We start from the raw sequence: 16,676 nt of genomic DNA, 5'->3' as shown, positions 1-16,676 counted from the left end.
ACAAAAGATGGAATTTTACGTGAGCTAGGTTAATTTTACTAGCATTTATTACAATTTAAGCCAGTAAAATTGAGTATTTATACGCTTTTAGCTCATCAAGTCATGTATATGTTTAATGGATTGTAATGACACATAAATCTCACATCAAACTTAAGCAATTCACAACAGCTTCTATCTTGACTCCACCATAAAATATGAGCAAAAAGTCAGCAATTTATAATCCAACTAAAGTTTACCGAACAAGATCCGATATACATTAGTAGCGAGTCATATTATGTAGAGGCGTACATGAAAGAAGTAAAATTTAGATGGATTGACCAATTTTTAATAAAACTAACAATAAAGGCAAAATTCACCATTTTGGCTATGGTGCCAATTTTACTGATTTTGTTACTTACGATAGCGTTAACCACTAGTTTTAAAACGACGTTAGCAGAAGCAGAAATAGATGAAGCTATCGCGCTCAATAACAATTATAACCACGCTGTAGAAGTCGCACTAGACTTGCTTAATGAAGAACAAAAACAAACCTTTTTATCAAATATCAACGGCAATAGTAGCGCTGTCAATGTTTCATCATTAGGCCACCAAGCTCAACAAATGGCGCGTCAAGGTGGTGGCTCTATTGAAACAGCAGCTGGATTTGAAGTGCTGAGTAACATTAATAATCACGATATTGTCATCACCACATTAATCCCTCATAGCAATATAGAAGAAAAAGCAGGTAAAAATAATAGCTTAGCCTATGCTTTAACCGCTGTAATCATCATCATAATTTTGCTTTTTTCTTACTATATTTCAACCTTCATTGGTGGTGCATTGTATACCACAGTAATGGCATTGAGACGCGCAGCAGACGGTGACTTGAGTAGTCGATTAAACTTTTTTGAAGTACCTGATGAGTTTAGTTTATTAGCAATTAGTGTCGATACGTTAGTAGACAGACAACATAAACTTGTCCTACAAATGTCGCAGGCAACAGAGCAAATAAGGCAAGTTGTACAATCGTTTAGAGCAACTGCTGAGGACGGTCAAACAGTTGCAGTGAATCAGCGTCAACATTTAGATTCATTAGCGACTGCGATGGAAGAAATGACAGCAGCAGTAAAAGAAGTTGCCCGTAACGCAGAGCAATCGTCATCAGAGACACAAGAAGCAAATAATCAAGTTACCGCAGGCTCTGAAGACATTGCCACAACGGTGCAAGCCATTGATTTATTGTCAACAGAAATTGCTGACGCATCTGATGCTGTTAATGTATTAAATGATAACGCCAGTAAGATTGATGCTGTTGTTACAACAATTAATGCTATTTCTGAGCAAACCAACCTACTCGCTCTGAATGCCGCAATTGAAGCAGCAAGAGCCGGAGAGCAAGGAAGAGGCTTTGCTGTCGTTGCTGATGAAGTCAGAACACTTGCTGGTCGCACGCAATCTGCAACAGTTGAAATCAAAACCATGATTGAAGCATTACAGTCTGGCTCACAAAACCTGACTCAAGTGATGTCTCGCACCGTTGAGCAGGCTGAAGAAGGCAAGAAACATGTACTTCAAACAGGTGAGGATTTAGCAAGTATTGCTCATCACAGTGGTAAGGTATTTGAAATGAGTGTGTTAATTGCCACTTCTGCAGAGGAACAATCAGCAGTAGCAAACGAAATTGCATCAAACTTGATGGAAATCAGGAACCAGTCTCATAACGTTGAAGAAGCGGCCAATATGTCCGTTTCTGGTTGTGATGAACTTAATCGCACCGCGGAAGCGTTAGATAAGTTGATGATAGGTTTGAAGGTTTAACACCTCATAATTTGATAAAGCGCCTTTAACAAAGCCTTTAATTAAAAAGAGCTTTATAAAAAGCACCATAAACGAACAAGCGCGTTAACAATTCAGTTAACGCGCTTTTATGTCAAACGTAAATAATGACCGTTAACGGTTTTTTTCAAGTCTTGCTAACAAACTTGAGGTATCCCAACGGTTACCTTTCATTGCTTGTACTTCTGAGTAGAATTGATCAACTAATGCAGTCACTGGTAAATGGCTGCCATTTTTACGCCCTTCAGCAAGTGCAATGCCTAAATCTTTACGCATCCAATCAATAGCAAAGCCAAAATCATATTCACCCTGCCACATGGTTTGGTAACGATTTTCCATTTGCCAGCTTTGCGCAGCGCCTTTGCTGATCACCTCTACAACTTTTAATCCATCAAGCCCTGCACTTTTAGCAAAATGTAATCCTTCAGCTAAGCCCTGAACCACACCCGCAATACAAATTTGATTAACCATTTTTGTTAATTGACCGGCCCCGACTTCACCTAAAAGCTCAGCACAACGACTGTAGGCATCAATAACAGGTTTGACTTGTTCGAATACGTTTTGTTTTCCACCCATCATCACAGTCAACACGCCATTCTCAGCGCCAGCTTGACCGCCAGATACAGGTGCATCCATAAACTCGATATTTTTACTTGCTAATATGGCCGAAATCTCTCGAGCAACATCAGCTGAAGCTGTCGTGTGATCAACTAAAATAGCGCCATCAGCAATACCATGAATAACACCATTTTCGCCAAGAATAACTTGTTTTAAGTCATCGTCATTGCCTACACAAGTAAATACGATGTCTTGATCTTCTGCGGCTAACTTGGGTGTCAACGCTAATTGGCCATTGTAATCTTTAGTCCATTGCTCTGCTTTGGCCGTAGTACGATTATAAACCGTCACTTGATGCCCCTGTTTTACCAGATGCCCCGCCATTGGATAACCCATTACACCTAAACCAATAAAAGCGACCTTTGCCATACCTTTCCCTTATCATTGTTATTTATGAGATGAAAACGTATTGATTGTAACCTTTAAAGCGCTGGTTTTACATGGGCTTCCATTTCTGCACCAATGCGTTTACGCATGTCCATCAATCTTAGTGCAGAATCTCGTAACCGAATGTCATCCTCAGTTTCCGGGATCCATTCAGGTACGGAAGTCGGTTTACCGTCATCGTCTACTGCAACCATAATCACAATACAATGAGTCGTTAAGTGACGTTCAGGTTCTTTAGGATCGCCAGCTTTTACATCAATACCTAAATGCATAGAAGATGTGCCGGTATAAATAACTTTGGCGCTGACTTCAACAATATTACCCACATGAATCGGTTTTACGAACCTGATACCGCCTGCATAAACAGTAATACAGTATTTACCGCTCCAACCTGCTGCGCCTGCATAGGCTGCCAAATCAATCCATTTCATCACGGCGCCACCATGAACTTTGCCGCCAAAATTGACATCTGCTGGCTCTGCTAAAAATCGTAATGTAATTTCTCTGTCTACTCCGGCCATTATGCCTCCTAATTTTATGCACTGTCGCCAGTTTACGATATTTCTAATCAGAAGTGGTTAAAAACGCCTAAGTTTAAATAAATATCTCGATTGAATGAATAATTATAATTTAAACCGCAATAAATCAAACATTCTTCATTTTAATTCTGAAAGTGAGGCCTATCAGTAAAATAAACTTAAAAACGGTCGTTATAGTAAAAAGCAGGCCAAAAAAAAGCAGTAACCTGAGTTACTGCTTATTCACACTTTTAATTAAAGTAACACACTCACTTTGCACGCTTTACGCATCGCCTTTTTTAAATAAAAGCGAACCGTTGGTGCCGCCAAAGCCAAATGAATTACATAATGCATAGTCAAAACGATGCGCTTTAGCAGTGTGAGGCACAAAATCTAAATCACAACCTTCATCCGGATTATCAAGATTAATGGTTGGCGGTACGATTTGATCTCGTAAAGCAAGAATGGTCACAATGGCTTCTACAGAACCCGCAGCACCGAGCAAGTGTCCTGTCATAGATTTAGTGGAGCTGACTAATAAATTATAAGCATGTTCACCAAATACTGACTTAACCGCTGCAGCTTCTGCTTTATCTCCAGCAGGAGTTGAAGTGCCATGGGCATTGATGTAGCCCACTTTTTCATTGTCAATTTGCGCATCATTGATGGCATTTTCCATTGCTGCTGCAGCGCCTGCACCATCAGCTGGAGGTGATGTCATGTGGAATGCATCACCACTCATACCAAAACCAACTAACTCAGCATAGATTTTTGCACCACGTGCTTTGGCATGTTCGTATTCTTCCATAACCATTACACCAGCGCCGTCACCAATAACAAAACCGTCACGGTCTTTATCCCATGGGCGACTTGCTGCCGTTGGGTCATCATTGCGTGTTGATAATGCTTTTGCTGAACCAAACCCGGCAACAGCTAATGGACAAGTCACATCCTCTGCGCCGCCAGCAACCATGACATCTGCATCACCGTAGGCGATTGTACGCGCTGCAAAACCGATATTGTGGACACCTGTCGTACAAGCTGTTGTTACAGCAAAGTTCGGGCCTGTCATACCATATTTTATTGATAAGTGACCTGAAATCATATTGATAATGGTACTCGGCACAAAAAATGGAGACACTTTACGAGGACCAGACTTTAATAATGCGGCATGGTTTTGTTCGATTAATGGCATTCCGCCCATTCCCGCGCCAATCGCGGTACCCACTCTTGCAGGGTTTTCTTGTGACATATCCAAACCGGCATCGTTCATGGCTTGAATACCAGCAGCCATACCGTATTGGATAAATAAATCCATTTTGCGCGCATCTTTGCGTGATAAGTACTGTTCGACGTCAAAGTCTTTTACTGAACCGCTGAAACGAGTTCCGTATTCAGATGCATCAAATTTAGTTATGGGTGCAATACCACTTTTACCCGCTAATAAAGACTGCCAAGAAGTATCAACATCGTTACCCACTGGAGTAACTAGTCCTAGGCCTGTAATCACGACACGACGTTTAGACACAGTATTCACCTTTGAAATAAATAGGCATAAGCCAAATAAAGATAATTGGTTAATCCATCACCAACAAACAAGGTTAATTGGGCAGATAAGAATCGAGCAGAAGGATTAACGCGTTGAAAATAAGTCTAGTCGAAAAAAATCGACTTCAGAAACAAAAACAGGCGGCATAAATGCCACCTGTTTTTGTAAATCTGGGATTACTGATTCTTTGAAACGTAATCGATCGCTGCTTGAACAGTAGTGATCTTTTCAGCTTCTTCATCAGGGATCTCGGTGTCAAACTCTTCTTCTAGAGCCATAACCAATTCAACAGTGTCCAGAGAATCTGCACCTAAATCGTCTACGAATGATGCAGCTGATTTAACGTCTTCTTCTTTAACGCCAAGTTGCTCAATGATGATTTTCTTTACACGTTCTTCGATGTTGCTCATTAGTTTTCTTTCCTATTCAAATTACACACTTGCGTAAGATTGCGAGTAGTTTATTCGATCCAGCTGACAATGCAAGCTTAGTTTTCGTGGTCTAACCACGAAAATTATCATACTTTGATATCAAACGAGATTCAATAAAGTCGTTGCCATAAAAGGCGATTAAACCATGTACATTCCGCCATTTACATGCAGGGTTTCACCTGTTATGTAAGCAGCTGAGTCAGATGCCAAGAATAAAACAGCATTAGCAATTTCTTGTGCTTGTCCTAAACGTTCCATTGGAACTTGAGACATAATGGCTTGTTGTTGCTCTTCATTTAGCTCATCAGTCATATCAGTTTGAATGAAACCTGGTGCAATAGCATTAACTGTTATTTGACGAGATGCAACCTCTCTAGCAAGAGATTTTGTAAATCCGATCAATCCAGCTTTTGCCGCAGAGTAATTTACTTGCCCTGCATTGCCCATTGTACCTACAACTGAGCCAATATTAATAATGCGGCCATTACGTTTTTTCATCATAGAACGCATAACAGGTTTAGATAATCTAAACAGTGAAGTCAAATTGGTGTCAACGATATCTTGCCACTCATCATCTTTCATTCTCATCAATAAATTATCACGAGTAATACCCGCATTGTTAATCAGAATATCAACATCACCGGCTTTTTCTTTGATCTGGGTGAATAATTGCGCAACTGACTCACTATCGGTGACGTTTAAAACTAAACCATGACCTTTATCACCAAGGTAATCTTGAATTGCTGCAGCACCTTTCTCACTTGTTGCTGTACCAATAACTACAGCGCCAGCTTCAACCAGAGTTTCTGATATAGCGCGGCCAATACCACGGCTTGCACCTGTAACTAAAGCTACTTTGCCTGTTAAATTCATGCTAATGCTCATGTCTTTTCCTTATTGGATTAAAGCAGATAAAGACGCAGCATTATTCACAGCTTGCCCCTTTAACGATTTATTTATTCTTTTTGTTAACCCTGTTAGTACCTTTCCAGGTCCCATTTCAACAAGTTCAGTAACACCTTGAGAAGCAATAAACTCAATAGTTTCGCTCCAGCGCACTGGGCAATATAATTGGCGTACTAACGCATCTTTTATATCTGACTCTGATGTAGGAGCAGCAACATCAACGTTATTGATAACATTGATCGTTGGCTCATTAAACGTAATAGCTTCAAGTGCAGCAGCAAGCTTTTCTGCCGCAGGTTTCATAAGCGCACAATGTGAAGGCACACTCACAGGTAGTGCAACAGCCATTTTAGCACCAGCAGCTTTACATGCTGCTGCAGCTCTTTCAGTTGCTTCTTTTTCACCAGCAATAACCACTTGGCCTGGGCTGTTATAGTTTACTGGACTGACGACTGCACCATTGGCAGACTCTTCACAGGCTTTTGCAATTGAATCGTTATCTAGACCAATTACAGCAAACATTGCCCCTGTTCCCGCAGGAACCGCTTGTTGCATTAATTGGCCACGCAGCTCAACTAATTTCACTGCGTCTTCAAATGCTATTACGCCACCGCAAACTAGCGCTGAGTACTCACCCAAACTGTGACCTGCTAGTAATGCAGGCTTAGCTGCACCACTTGCTTCATACGCACGCCAAATAGCAACACTTGCTGTTAATAAAGCAGGTTGAGTTTTATCTGTTTCATTAAGTTTTTCAGCAGGACCATCTTGTGTTAACGCCCATAAGTCGTAACCTAAAACCGCACTTGCTTGAGAAAAAGTTTCTGTGACAATGGGAAATTCAACCGCAAGATCAGCTAACATGCCAACAGCTTGTGAACCTTGTCCAGGAAAAACGAAAGCCATATTTTCCATTATAATTATTACCTTTTTTCGTTCATGAAAAATGAAATAGAACTTCACCAATACTATAAATAAAAAGACACAGAAATCTATGTCTTTAAGTGTCTAGTAGCTTACTGGTGATATTACAAAAAATCTAGAATCTTACTAATGCACTACCCCAAGCAAATCCGCCACCGAATGCTTCAAGTAATATAAGCTGACCACGTTGAATTCGACCATCTCTTACTGCTTCATCCAATGCAATAGGCACTGATGCAGCAGAAGTATTGCCATGCTTTGCTAAGGTCAATACGACTTTGTCTAAACTCATATCCAACTTTTTAGCTGTTGCTTTGATAATTCTGAAGTTAGCTTGATGAGGTACTAACCAATCAATCTCAGATTTATCGATATTGTTAATTCGCAAGGTTTCAGTTACAACATGTGATAGCTGAGTGACAGCAAATTTGAATACATCATTCCCTTTCATTGTCATGAAGCTAACGGCTTCTGACGACTCTGCTGCTCTTGGTGGGAATGAACACTTTAATAAATCGCCCTGACGGCCATCTGCATATATGTGCGTTGAAATAATACCGGGTTGTTCACTTGCACCAATCACGGCTGCACCAGCGCCGTCACCAAATAAAATCACTGTGGTCCTATCTTCAGGATCACACAGACGTGATAACACATCAGCACCTATGACCAATACTTTCTTTGCTGCACCGGTTTTAACAAACTGATCAGCTACAGATAATGCATAAACAAAGCCTGAACACGCAGCGGCAATATCAAAAGCAGGAATGGTGTGAATGCCTAATAATTTTTGTATTTCACATGCGGCAGCAGGAAAAGCATTACTTGCGCTCGTAGTACCACAAACAATCATATCAAGTTCACTGGCCTCAACACCGGCCATTTCTAACGCCTGTAATGCTGCTTGATACCCCATCGTGGTCACAGTTTCATCTTCAGCGGCAATGCGGCGTTCAGATATTCCTGTACGCTCCACAATCCATTGATCTGAAGTTTCAACCATTTTTTCTAGATCGTGATTACTACGAACTTGCACCGGTAGATAACTACCAGTTCCGAGAATTTTTGTATGCATATAATGAGATCAGTTATTGATGTCTAAAAGAATCGTCTCCAAACGATCTTTAATCATTTCTGGAAGACGACGTTTCGCTTCTGTAGCAGCTAAATTAATTGCTTGTAAATATGCTGCTTCATCTGCATTTCCGTGACTCTTTACTACTATTCCGCGCAATCCTATCAGACTTGCACCATTATAGTGGTCGGGGTTCATCTTACTAAGCACAGATTGTATACGTGGAGCGAGGAGTTTAGACAACATCCGAACGAATAAACCTTGCGTTAAGCCTCGTTTTAACTGATGTACGAGTAACTTCGCTATTCCTTCAGAAGTTTTTAAAGTGATATTGCCGACAAATCCATCACAAACAATGACATCAACATTTCCAGTGAATATTTCATCACCTTCAATAAATCCTGTGTAATTGACTTGCTCGGTATCAATTAAGTATTGAGCGGCTTGTTGAACTTGATCATTTCCCTTAACGTCTTCTATTCCGACATTAAGTAATGCAATTTTGGGTTTGGCACGTTTATGGACAGCTTCACATAAAACAGAGCCCATGACAGCAAACTGAAAAAGGGTTTCAGAATCACAGGACACATTAGCGCCAAGATCTAATAGATATACAGGCTTACCTGTAACAGCAGGCAAACAACTCACTAAAGCAGGTCTATCAACACCCGGTAAGGTTTTGAGTAATATTTTAGCGAGTGCCATTAAAGCACCTGTATTACCCGCACTCACACACGCTTGTGCCTTGCCGTCTTTAACAAGCTCTAATGCAAGACGCATAGAACTTTGCTTACGAGAACGAATGGCATGAATAGGCCTATCACCCATGGTGATAACTTCAGTGGTATGAACAATTTGAATGCGTGCACGAATGGCACTGTCAATCTCAACTAAAAAGGGATCAATCTCGGCTTGATTGCCTACAAGAATTAATGATAGTTGGGAATTGAATTTAAGTGCCTGCAAGGCTGCAGGCACTGTGACGGAAGGGCCATTATCGCCCCCCATCACATCCAACGCGAGCGTCAGATCCGTCATAAGATTAGCAACAAATTACTTGTTGATAACCTTTTTACCGCGGTAGAAACCATCAGCAGTCACGTTGTGACGTAGATGTAATTCACCGCTAGTAGCGTCTACAGATAATTGAGCTGTGCTCAATGCATCGTGTGAACGGCGCATGCCGCGCTTTGAACGTGATTTTTTATTCTGTTGTACAGCCATTTGACTTGTCTCCTAGATTACTTGCTCTTCAGTTTTTCTAACACTGCAAACGGATTTGGACGCTCCTCTTGAGAGGGCTCGATTTCGCCTACAGCTATGTCACTTGTTCCTAGATTGCAATCAGCATTCTGATGCATAGGAATAATTGGCATAGCGATTATCAATTCATCTTCAATCAACTGATGCAGACGAACTTCACCAATTTCATTGCACTCAATCGGCTCATACGCATCCGGGAGCTCATCGATTTCTTCTTGAGTCTTACAAGGACTAAAGGAGAAGTCGACCGTAACCTCTGTGGTATATGGTGTCATGCAACGTTGACATAGCAGAGTGAGCTCCGTCACAGCCTTCCCGCTAAGGTAGACTATCCCCTGAATATCGACGCCACATTCTAACGACACTGTCACATCGGAACAATCGCCAGCACATAACTCGTTTAATCGCTTATTCTGTCTGCCTGGCACAATGCCTTCATAACGAAGACCACTGGCAGCAGTTCGAATAGGATCAATTGATACTGGTATCTTTACTGTTTGCATAAGGCGCGCATATTATAGTTTGAAAACGCTAGAGTCAAAGGAAATTTATCCAAATTGCGGTTAAATACATAACCAAACAAAATGAACGATTAACTAAAACGCCAACATTAAAATTGATCGAAGCGAAATATTACCTGTGACCGCGAGCGATCACAAGCGTGATCCGACTAAATTTACTGCATTTGAACGCAATTTTGACTTAATATAGTCGCAATTGGACAAATAGACGAATCGCACCCCATGAATACAAAAATCATCTTAGCTTCAACATCCATTTATCGCAAAGAAATCCTCAGTAAATTGCAGCTTCCCTTTGACAGTATTGCACCTGAAACAGACGAGACAGCACTAGAGAATGAAACCGCTGAAGAGTTGGTATTAAGACTAGCAAAAGCCAAGGCACTCGCAGGGGCTAAACTATATCAGCAAACAAATCAAACAAACGATGAGGCACTGGTCATTGGTTCAGATCAAGTAGCCGTTATTAATGGCAATATTATCGGTAAACCACTGACACAAGACAATGCAATCAAACAATTACAACAAGTTTCAGGTCAAGCTATCACCTTTTATACTGGCCTTAGTGTCATTAATAGCGATAGTTTACAAGCCCATTCCATCGTAGAACCCTTTACTGTTCACTTTAGGCAGTTAACCCTTGAAGAAATAACTCGTTACGTAGAGCTTGAGCAACCGTTATATTGTGCAGGAAGTTTTAAGTCTGAAGGCTTAGGAATTGCACTGTTTGACAAATTAGCTGGTGATGACCCAAATACATTAATTGGTTTACCACTGATTAAGCTTATCGCTTTATTAAAACGCCATGGATTAGACGTTCTGACATCTCAATAAAATACACAAATTATTTTTTACTAGAAAACCCAACCCCTTCCAGAAGTTTACAAGGCCCGTTTAAAAGCTTAATTAACCAAGAAATAGATAATAAAAAGCCGCAGATTGAGCTGCGGCTGATAGAAGCATGTTTTGCAACCGTCAACGAATATTTGTGAAAGAGTCGACTTATATATGCAACAGAATATCTTGCGGCGAATTAACTGTATTTGTCGGTGACTGGGTTAGTAAATCTTCTAGGCTATGGGCGCCATAAGTCACTCCAATACTATTCACGCCAGCATTATTAGCCATCGCAATATCTAATTTTGAATCACCTATCATTACCGTTTTACTTGGACAAATGTCCAATTCTTCAAGCAATGAAGTAATCATAGATGGATGCGGTTTAGATTCCGCCTCATCAGCCGAACGTGTTGCAATAAAATAATGACCTAAGCCTGTCTCAGTAAGCATACGGTCAAGGCCTGCTCGGCGTTTACCTGTCGCTATAGCAAGCGTCTGCCCATTGGCTTGAATCTGTGAAAGCACTGACTCAATACCATCAAATAAAGGCGAAGGCGTCGCGTTAATATTCATATAATAGTTTTTATAAGCTTCAAGCAATGCATCATATTGTTCAGGATTGTCAGGAAATAATTTTTCCATCGCAGGTAATATAGACAATCCAATGATGTCTCGAACTTGTTGCTCTGACGGCACAAGTAAATTCAATTCTTTGGCAACACATTGCATGCAATCAACAATCTTACCAATTGAATCCATTAATGTGCCATCCCAATCAAAAATCACTAACTCATACTGCTTAATTGTGTCTTGATTCATGCGCGTTTCAGCTTTTCCAATGTTGATTGTAATACGTCATCTAATGGCGCTTTCACTATTTTGACTTCATCATTTTCTGGATGAATGAATTTAAGTTCTGCCGCATGCAAAAATAGGCGATTTAACCCTTTTTCGCGCATTGCATCATCAAATTTTTGCTCACTATATTTATCATCACAAGCGATAGCATGACCCGCAAATTGACAATGAACACGGATTTGATGAGTGCGGCCAGTGACAGGGCTTGCCTTTACAAGGGTACAACCTTGATAACGCTGCATGATTTTATAACGAGTTTCAGAAGGCTTCCCCTCTTGATTCACACGAACAATACGTTCACCAGACTTTAGAGTAATTTTCAACAGCGGCGCTTTAACGACTTTATCTTTCGCTTGCCAATCACCACGCACCAACGCCAAATAATCTTTTTGCATGGTTTTTTTACGTAATTGATCATGCAAATGCTTTAATGCACTTCGCTTTTTAGCGATGAGGAGAACCCCTGAGGTATCTTTATCCAGACGATGTACTAGTTCTAAAAACTTTTGTTGTGGACGCAAAGAGCGTAAGCCCTCAATCACACCAAAATCCACACCACTGCCACCGTGAACTGCAATTCCAGCCGGCTTATTTAATACGATTAAGTGATTATCTTCATGAATAATGCGTTGTTCTAGCTGAGTCACTTTAGATAATTTAGGTGACGGCGCTGTTCGATAATCTTTCTCAGCCATTCTGACTGGTGGAATACGAACCACATCATCAATTTGTAATTTGTACTCAGGTTTAATGCGTTTTTTGTTAACTCTAACCTCGCCCTTTCGCACAATACGATAAATCATGCTTTTAGGGACACCTTTAAGTTTGGTGAGTAAAAAATTATCAATGCGTTGCTCAAAATGATCTTCATCAATGGTGACCAACTGAACTTTCGTGGGAGTTTCTGTATTCATGATGCGCCTATAGTAATTACGAGGCACATTGTACCCTAAGTTTTGCTTGGATGGGACAATAAGAATGTGTGGTTTTTATTGCTGTATAAATTGTTTATTGCTATATTTGCGCTGTGATTGAGGATAAACAGTGAATAAATTGTTCACAAGCTCAAATCATTACGGTGTTTTTTCAGTAGAATTCATGAGCACGACAGGTAGCAAGTCATTGATTTGCAAATTGTAAACATCACAATTCGATTAGTATCGTTTTTACAGTTAAACCGTCTGCTTAATCATTATTTACTAAGTTTTCCTGAAAACCTACGCCCCCCTATTCGAACAAATTTTAGCTTGTTATCAAACAGACAGATTCGTCTTGGGCATTACCGGAAAAGAAATTTAAATTTATGGGGTTTGTTGGCGATTAACAACGAATTCCTTGTTTTTGTAATTATTAAAAAATAAGCCATAAATAGGTCGCGACACGCAGCGAATGCGTCTTACAGCAATGCGCACCTAACTTGCCTAAAAACCAGCCGTGAGGCTTAGTGAACAACAATTTTAGGCCCGTAATGCAACGAAGTCTCGACGTTTGATGACCTTATTAGAAGAATTAAGTCATCATGAAACGTATGTTAATTAATGCAACTCAATCGGAAGAGTTGCGTGTTGCCCTAGTAGATGGGCAACAATTGTATGATCTGGATATCGAAAGCCCAGGCCATGAACAAAAAAAATCAAATATCTATAAAGGCACCATTACTCGCGTAGAACCTTCATTAGAAGCTGCGTTTGTTGATTACGGCGCTGACCGTCACGGTTTCCTTCCATTAAAAGAAATCGCTCGCGAATACTTCCCTAAAGGATACTCTTTCCAAGGCCGCCCAAATATCAAAGAAGTGGTATCTGAAGGCCAAGAAGTTATCGTCCAAATCGATAAAGAAGAACGTGGTAATAAAGGCGCTGCCTTAACAACGTTTATCTCTCTTGCTGGCTCTTATTTAGTTCTGATGCCAAATAATCCTCGTGCTGGCGGCATTTCGCGTCGTATCGAAGGTGATGAGCGTACTGAGCTTAAAGCGGCTATGTCAGAGTTAACTGTACCAAATGGTATGGGTCTGATTGTACGTACTGCTGGTGTTGGTAAAGATGCTGCTGAATTAAAGTGGGACTTAAAAGTTTTACAACACCACTGGGAAGCAATTCAAGAAGCAGCTCAGAGTAAACCTGCGCCATTTTTGATTCACCAAGAAAGTAACGTGATTGTTCGTGCAATCCGTGATTACTTACGTCGTGACGTGGGCGAAATACTCATTGACCATCCACGTATCTATGAAGAAGCAAAACAGCATATTGGTTTAGTACGCCCTGATTTCGTTGAACGTGTTAAGCGTTACGAGTCTGAAGTACCATTGTTCACACACTTCCAAATCGAATCTCAAATTGAGTCAGCATTCCAACGTGAAGTGCGCTTGCCGTCTGGTGGTTCAATCGTAATTGACCCAACGGAAGCACTAACTTCAATCGATATCAACTCAGCCCGTGCAACAAAAGGCGGCGATATCGAAGAAACAGCGTTAAACACCAACTTAGAAGCGGCAGACGAAATTGCGCGTCAATTACGTTTACGTGATTTAGGCGGTTTAGTCGTCATCGATTTCATTGATATGACGCCAGTTAGACACCAACGTGAAGTTGAGAATAGAATGCGTGATGCGGTTCATTTAGACCGCGCTCGTGTTCAGCTTGGCCGTATTTCACGTTTTGGCTTAATGGAAATGTCTCGTCAACGTCTACGCCCTTCTCTTGGCGAATCAGCAGCGCATTTATGTCCCCGCTGTCATGGCCAAGGTACAATTCGTAGTACTGAGTCATTAGCGCTTTCTATTCTTCGTTTAATGGAAGAAGAAGCCATTAAAGAGAACACGTCTCAAATTGAAGCTGTTGTTCCTGTTGATGTTGCTGCGTTCTTATTAAATGAAAAACGTAAAGCAATTCGCATTACAGAAGAACGTCACAATGTTGAAGTGTATGTCATTCCTGATTCTCACATGACAACACCTGACTACCGTGTATCTCGTTTAAGAAGCGACGATGAAGTCGTTGAATCAAGCTACAAGCGTGTAGAAAAGCCTGAAGCTAAATTATACGAGCCTCGCAAACTTGAACGTGCTGAAGCGCCTCAACCTGCGATTAAAGGTTTCGGTACGCCGAAAGCTGCAGCAAAACCTGCTGTAGAAGCAAAACCAAAAGCAACGGAATCAGCGCCGTCAGAGCCTGGTTTCTTCGCTAAAATGGTTTCTGCTATCAGCAAGCTATTCTCATCAGATGAACCTGCTAAGAAAGAATCGAAGCAGTCTGATAAGAATCGCAAAGAAGGTCAAAATAATCGCCGTAACCGTCGTAATGACTCTCGCCGAAATGACAACCGTCGCAACCGTAACGATAACCGCAGTGATAATCGTAATGATGCTGACAACAAAGGCAGAGACAACAAAGGCCGTAATAAGAAGGCTGACAGAGATGTTGCAAATAAAGAACAACAAGAAAAACGTCAGTCTAAAAACGACCAACGTAACAAGGCTAACAAGTCTGCAGATAAGTCTCGCCCAGAAGGAGAGAAGTCTCCTAAGCAAGAAGCTGCAAGAGAGCGTCGTCAACGTCGTAACATGCGTCGTAAAGTTCGTATCGAAAACGAACAAAGTGAAGCAAAACTAAATGAAGTTGAAGTAGCTGAAAATGCTAAATCTGCTGATGTAACTGCAAAGCCAAATGCGGAGCAATCAGCTAAACCAACACGCACTCGTCGCCCAAGAAAAGACAACAAGGCGAAAGTTGAAACTGAAGCGAATGCTGAATCTGTAGCTGTTAAACCCTCATTAGATGCCACGGTATCTAAAGTTGAAGCCAGCGCAGAAGTTCCAACTGAAACCACTATTGAAACTAAGGTTGAGCCAAAAGCTGAAACTGTTGTTGAAACAACTGACGCTGTAGCTGCAACAAATAATGCAGCCTCTGAAGCAACTGCTCCTGCTAAAGTTGAATCATCGGACGCTTCAGATGAAGCAACCTCAGAAGACAACGAAGAGAAACAAGGTCAACGTCGTAGCCGTCGTAGCCCACGCCATCTTCGTGCAGCTGGACAACGTCGCCGCCGTGATGAAGATGAAACAGCACCTTCTGCAGCCGTATTTACGCCTGTAGATGAACTAGAAAAGCAACTTGATGCTGAACAAGCTGCAGTAGAAGTCACTACAGAGCCAGCTCCTGCTGTTGAAGCTCCTACTTCTCAAACTGTAGAAACTGAAACACCAGCTGTGACTGACGATAAAGTTGAAGTTACGCAAGAAGTAACGTCAACTGACACTCAAAAAGTTGTCGAGGCTTCAGAGAAGGTTGAGACGCCTGTTGAGTCAGCTCCTGAAGTTGAAGCGCCAGTCGAAGCACCTGTAGCTGAAACTGCAGACGTTATCGAAACAGCACCGCAAGCAGAGACATCAAACAATGTAGTTAAACCTGCCGAAGTTGAAGCTAAGGTTGAAGTTGAAGCTAAGGTTGAAGCTACGGTTGAAGCTACGGTTGAAGTTAAGGCTGAGCCTGCAAAAGCTGAGGCTGTAAAAACTGAACCAGTAAAAGCTGAAACAGTAACTAAAGATAATTCAATTGCATCAGCACCAATGGCTAAGCCAGCTGCAATCGAACGTAAAGTGGTTACTGCACCAGTTGCTGCCGAAACTAAAACAGAAGCGAAAACTGATGCACCGGCTAAAAAGCCTGCTGCTAGTCGCTTTGGTTCAATGGTCATGTCAGAAACAACTAAACCTGTATCTGAAGTGCGTCAGCAGCAAGCTGTACCAAAAGGTCGTGAATACCAAAAATCACAACCTGATGCTGAAACGGTAAAATCAAAAGTAGCTAACAGCGCATCTTCTGATACCACTAAAGCATAAACTCAAATACTGAGCCTAATATAGGCTCCTAAAAAACCACGCTAAATAGCGTGGTTTTTTTTTGAGTCTACGTTGGTCAAATATAGTAATTAAACTGAATTAAGCTTAAATTCAGGTTTAGTGAA

General features: G+C 41.2%; 15 protein-coding genes. 3 read left to right on the top strand and 12 right to left on the bottom strand.

Features of this window, described 5'->3' with window-relative positions; all coding sequences use genetic code 11:
* Positions 1-288: 288 nt before the first annotated feature.
* Positions 289-1,797 carry a methyl-accepting chemotaxis protein gene (locus J8L86_RS13900; protein WP_211030837.1) on the top strand — a complete coding sequence of 503 codons (1,509 nt, stop codon included), beginning with the start codon at positions 289-291 and terminating at the stop codon, positions 1,795-1,797.
* A 132-nt stretch (positions 1,798-1,929) separates the two neighbouring features.
* On the opposite strand, the gene J8L86_RS13895 is transcribed toward J8L86_RS13900, so the two are convergent.
* The 10 genes from J8L86_RS13895 to yceD form a co-directional block, all read right to left on the bottom strand.
* Entirely contained in the window at positions 1,930-2,802 is an 873-nt protein-coding gene (locus J8L86_RS13895) for an NAD(P)-dependent oxidoreductase (protein ID WP_065108274.1), read from the bottom strand.
* A gap of 53 nt (positions 2,803-2,855) precedes the next feature.
* A complete protein-coding gene (locus J8L86_RS13890; RefSeq protein ID WP_055024425.1) occupies positions 2,856-3,341 on the bottom strand; it encodes an acyl-CoA thioesterase in 486 nt (161 codons plus the stop codon).
* Between the two features lie 280 nt (positions 3,342-3,621).
* Positions 3,622-4,866, bottom strand: coding sequence for a beta-ketoacyl-ACP synthase II (gene fabF / locus J8L86_RS13885; RefSeq protein ID WP_055024424.1), 1,245 nt, complete (start codon positions 4,864-4,866; stop codon positions 3,622-3,624).
* Between the two features lie 197 nt (positions 4,867-5,063).
* Positions 5,064-5,297, bottom strand: coding sequence for an acyl carrier protein (gene acpP, locus J8L86_RS13880; protein WP_011496723.1), 234 nt, complete (start codon positions 5,295-5,297; stop codon positions 5,064-5,066).
* 159 nt (positions 5,298-5,456) lie between these two features.
* On the bottom strand, positions 5,457-6,203 hold the full coding sequence (gene fabG, locus J8L86_RS13875; protein WP_065108276.1) for a 3-oxoacyl-ACP reductase FabG: 747 nt from the start codon (positions 6,201-6,203) through the stop codon (positions 5,457-5,459).
* 9 nt (positions 6,204-6,212) lie between these two features.
* On the bottom strand, positions 6,213-7,139 hold the full coding sequence (gene fabD / locus J8L86_RS13870; protein ID WP_211030836.1) for an ACP S-malonyltransferase: 927 nt from the start codon (positions 7,137-7,139) through the stop codon (positions 6,213-6,215).
* A 124-nt stretch (positions 7,140-7,263) separates the two neighbouring features.
* Complete coding sequence (locus J8L86_RS13865; protein WP_055024421.1) at positions 7,264-8,223, bottom strand: beta-ketoacyl-ACP synthase III; 960 nt, start codon at positions 8,221-8,223, stop codon at positions 7,264-7,266.
* A 9-nt stretch (positions 8,224-8,232) separates the two neighbouring features.
* The gene (gene plsX / locus J8L86_RS13860) at positions 8,233-9,261 is read right to left on the bottom strand and encodes a phosphate acyltransferase PlsX (protein WP_055024420.1); all 1,029 of its coding nucleotides are present in this window, start codon (positions 9,259-9,261) and stop codon (positions 8,233-8,235) included.
* Between the two features lie 15 nt (positions 9,262-9,276).
* Complete coding sequence (rpmF, locus tag J8L86_RS13855) at positions 9,277-9,447, bottom strand: 50S ribosomal protein L32 (protein ID WP_011496728.1); 171 nt, start codon at positions 9,445-9,447, stop codon at positions 9,277-9,279.
* A gap of 17 nt (positions 9,448-9,464) precedes the next feature.
* Entirely contained in the window at positions 9,465-9,989 is a 525-nt protein-coding gene (gene yceD, locus J8L86_RS13850; protein ID WP_055024419.1) for a 23S rRNA accumulation protein YceD, read from the bottom strand.
* A gap of 240 nt (positions 9,990-10,229) precedes the next feature.
* On the opposite strand from yceD, the gene J8L86_RS13845 reads away from it, so the two are divergent.
* Positions 10,230-10,841, top strand: a complete 612-nt coding sequence (locus tag J8L86_RS13845) for a nucleoside triphosphate pyrophosphatase (protein ID WP_211030835.1) — start codon at positions 10,230-10,232, stop codon at positions 10,839-10,841.
* A gap of 168 nt (positions 10,842-11,009) precedes the next feature.
* Here the strand turns inward: J8L86_RS13845 and J8L86_RS13840 are convergent, their stop codons facing one another.
* A complete protein-coding gene (locus tag J8L86_RS13840; RefSeq protein ID WP_065108278.1) occupies positions 11,010-11,666 on the bottom strand; it encodes an HAD-IA family hydrolase in 657 nt (218 codons plus the stop codon).
* Positions 11,663-12,619 carry a 23S rRNA pseudouridine(955/2504/2580) synthase RluC gene (rluC, locus tag J8L86_RS13835; protein ID WP_055024417.1) on the bottom strand — a complete coding sequence of 319 codons (957 nt, stop codon included), beginning with the start codon at positions 12,617-12,619 and terminating at the stop codon, positions 11,663-11,665. Before rluC ends, J8L86_RS13840 begins: the two co-directional genes overlap by 4 nt.
* A gap of 605 nt (positions 12,620-13,224) precedes the next feature.
* On the opposite strand from rluC, the gene rne reads away from it, so the two are divergent.
* Positions 13,225-16,551 (top strand): ribonuclease E, encoded by a 3,327-nt coding sequence (rne, locus tag J8L86_RS13830; protein ID WP_211030834.1) that lies wholly within the window; start codon positions 13,225-13,227, stop codon positions 16,549-16,551.
* The last annotated feature ends 125 nt before the right edge of the window (positions 16,552-16,676 follow it).

It is taken from the genome of Shewanella sp. MMG014, from assembly GCF_018100775.1.
GTDB lineage: Bacteria > Pseudomonadota > Gammaproteobacteria > Enterobacterales > Shewanellaceae > Shewanella > Shewanella japonica.
The sequence above is the reverse complement of the archived record's forward strand: the minus strand, read 5'-3'. Positions and strand labels throughout refer to the sequence as shown.

Coding starts and splice junctions, on each gene's coding strand:
- J8L86_RS13840 (WP_065108278.1), bottom strand. CDS start 11,666: ATGAATCAAGACACAATTAAGCAGTATGAGTTAGTGATTTTTGATTGG.
- J8L86_RS13845 (WP_211030835.1), top strand. CDS start 10,230: ATGAATACAAAAATCATCTTAGCTTCAACATCCATTTATCGCAAAGAA.
- plsX (WP_055024420.1), bottom strand. CDS start 9,261: ATGACGGATCTGACGCTCGCGTTGGATGTGATGGGGGGCGATAATGGC.
- fabG (WP_065108276.1), bottom strand. CDS start 6,203: ATGAGCATTAGCATGAATTTAACAGGCAAAGTAGCTTTAGTTACAGGT.
- acpP (WP_011496723.1), bottom strand. CDS start 5,297: ATGAGCAACATCGAAGAACGTGTAAAGAAAATCATCATTGAGCAACTT.
- rpmF (WP_011496728.1), bottom strand. CDS start 9,447: ATGGCTGTACAACAGAATAAAAAATCACGTTCAAAGCGCGGCATGCGC.
- rluC (WP_055024417.1), bottom strand. CDS start 12,619: ATGAATACAGAAACTCCCACGAAAGTTCAGTTGGTCACCATTGATGAA.
- fabD (WP_211030836.1), bottom strand. CDS start 7,139: ATGGAAAATATGGCTTTCGTTTTTCCTGGACAAGGTTCACAAGCTGTT.
- J8L86_RS13895 (WP_065108274.1), bottom strand. CDS start 2,802: ATGGCAAAGGTCGCTTTTATTGGTTTAGGTGTAATGGGTTATCCAATG.
- J8L86_RS13900 (WP_211030837.1), top strand. CDS start 289: ATGAAAGAAGTAAAATTTAGATGGATTGACCAATTTTTAATAAAACTA.
- rne (WP_211030834.1), top strand. CDS start 13,225: ATGAAACGTATGTTAATTAATGCAACTCAATCGGAAGAGTTGCGTGTT.
- yceD (WP_055024419.1), bottom strand. CDS start 9,989: ATGCAAACAGTAAAGATACCAGTATCAATTGATCCTATTCGAACTGCT.
- J8L86_RS13865 (WP_055024421.1), bottom strand. CDS start 8,223: ATGCATACAAAAATTCTCGGAACTGGTAGTTATCTACCGGTGCAAGTT.
- J8L86_RS13890 (WP_055024425.1), bottom strand. CDS start 3,341: ATGGCCGGAGTAGACAGAGAAATTACATTACGATTTTTAGCAGAGCCA.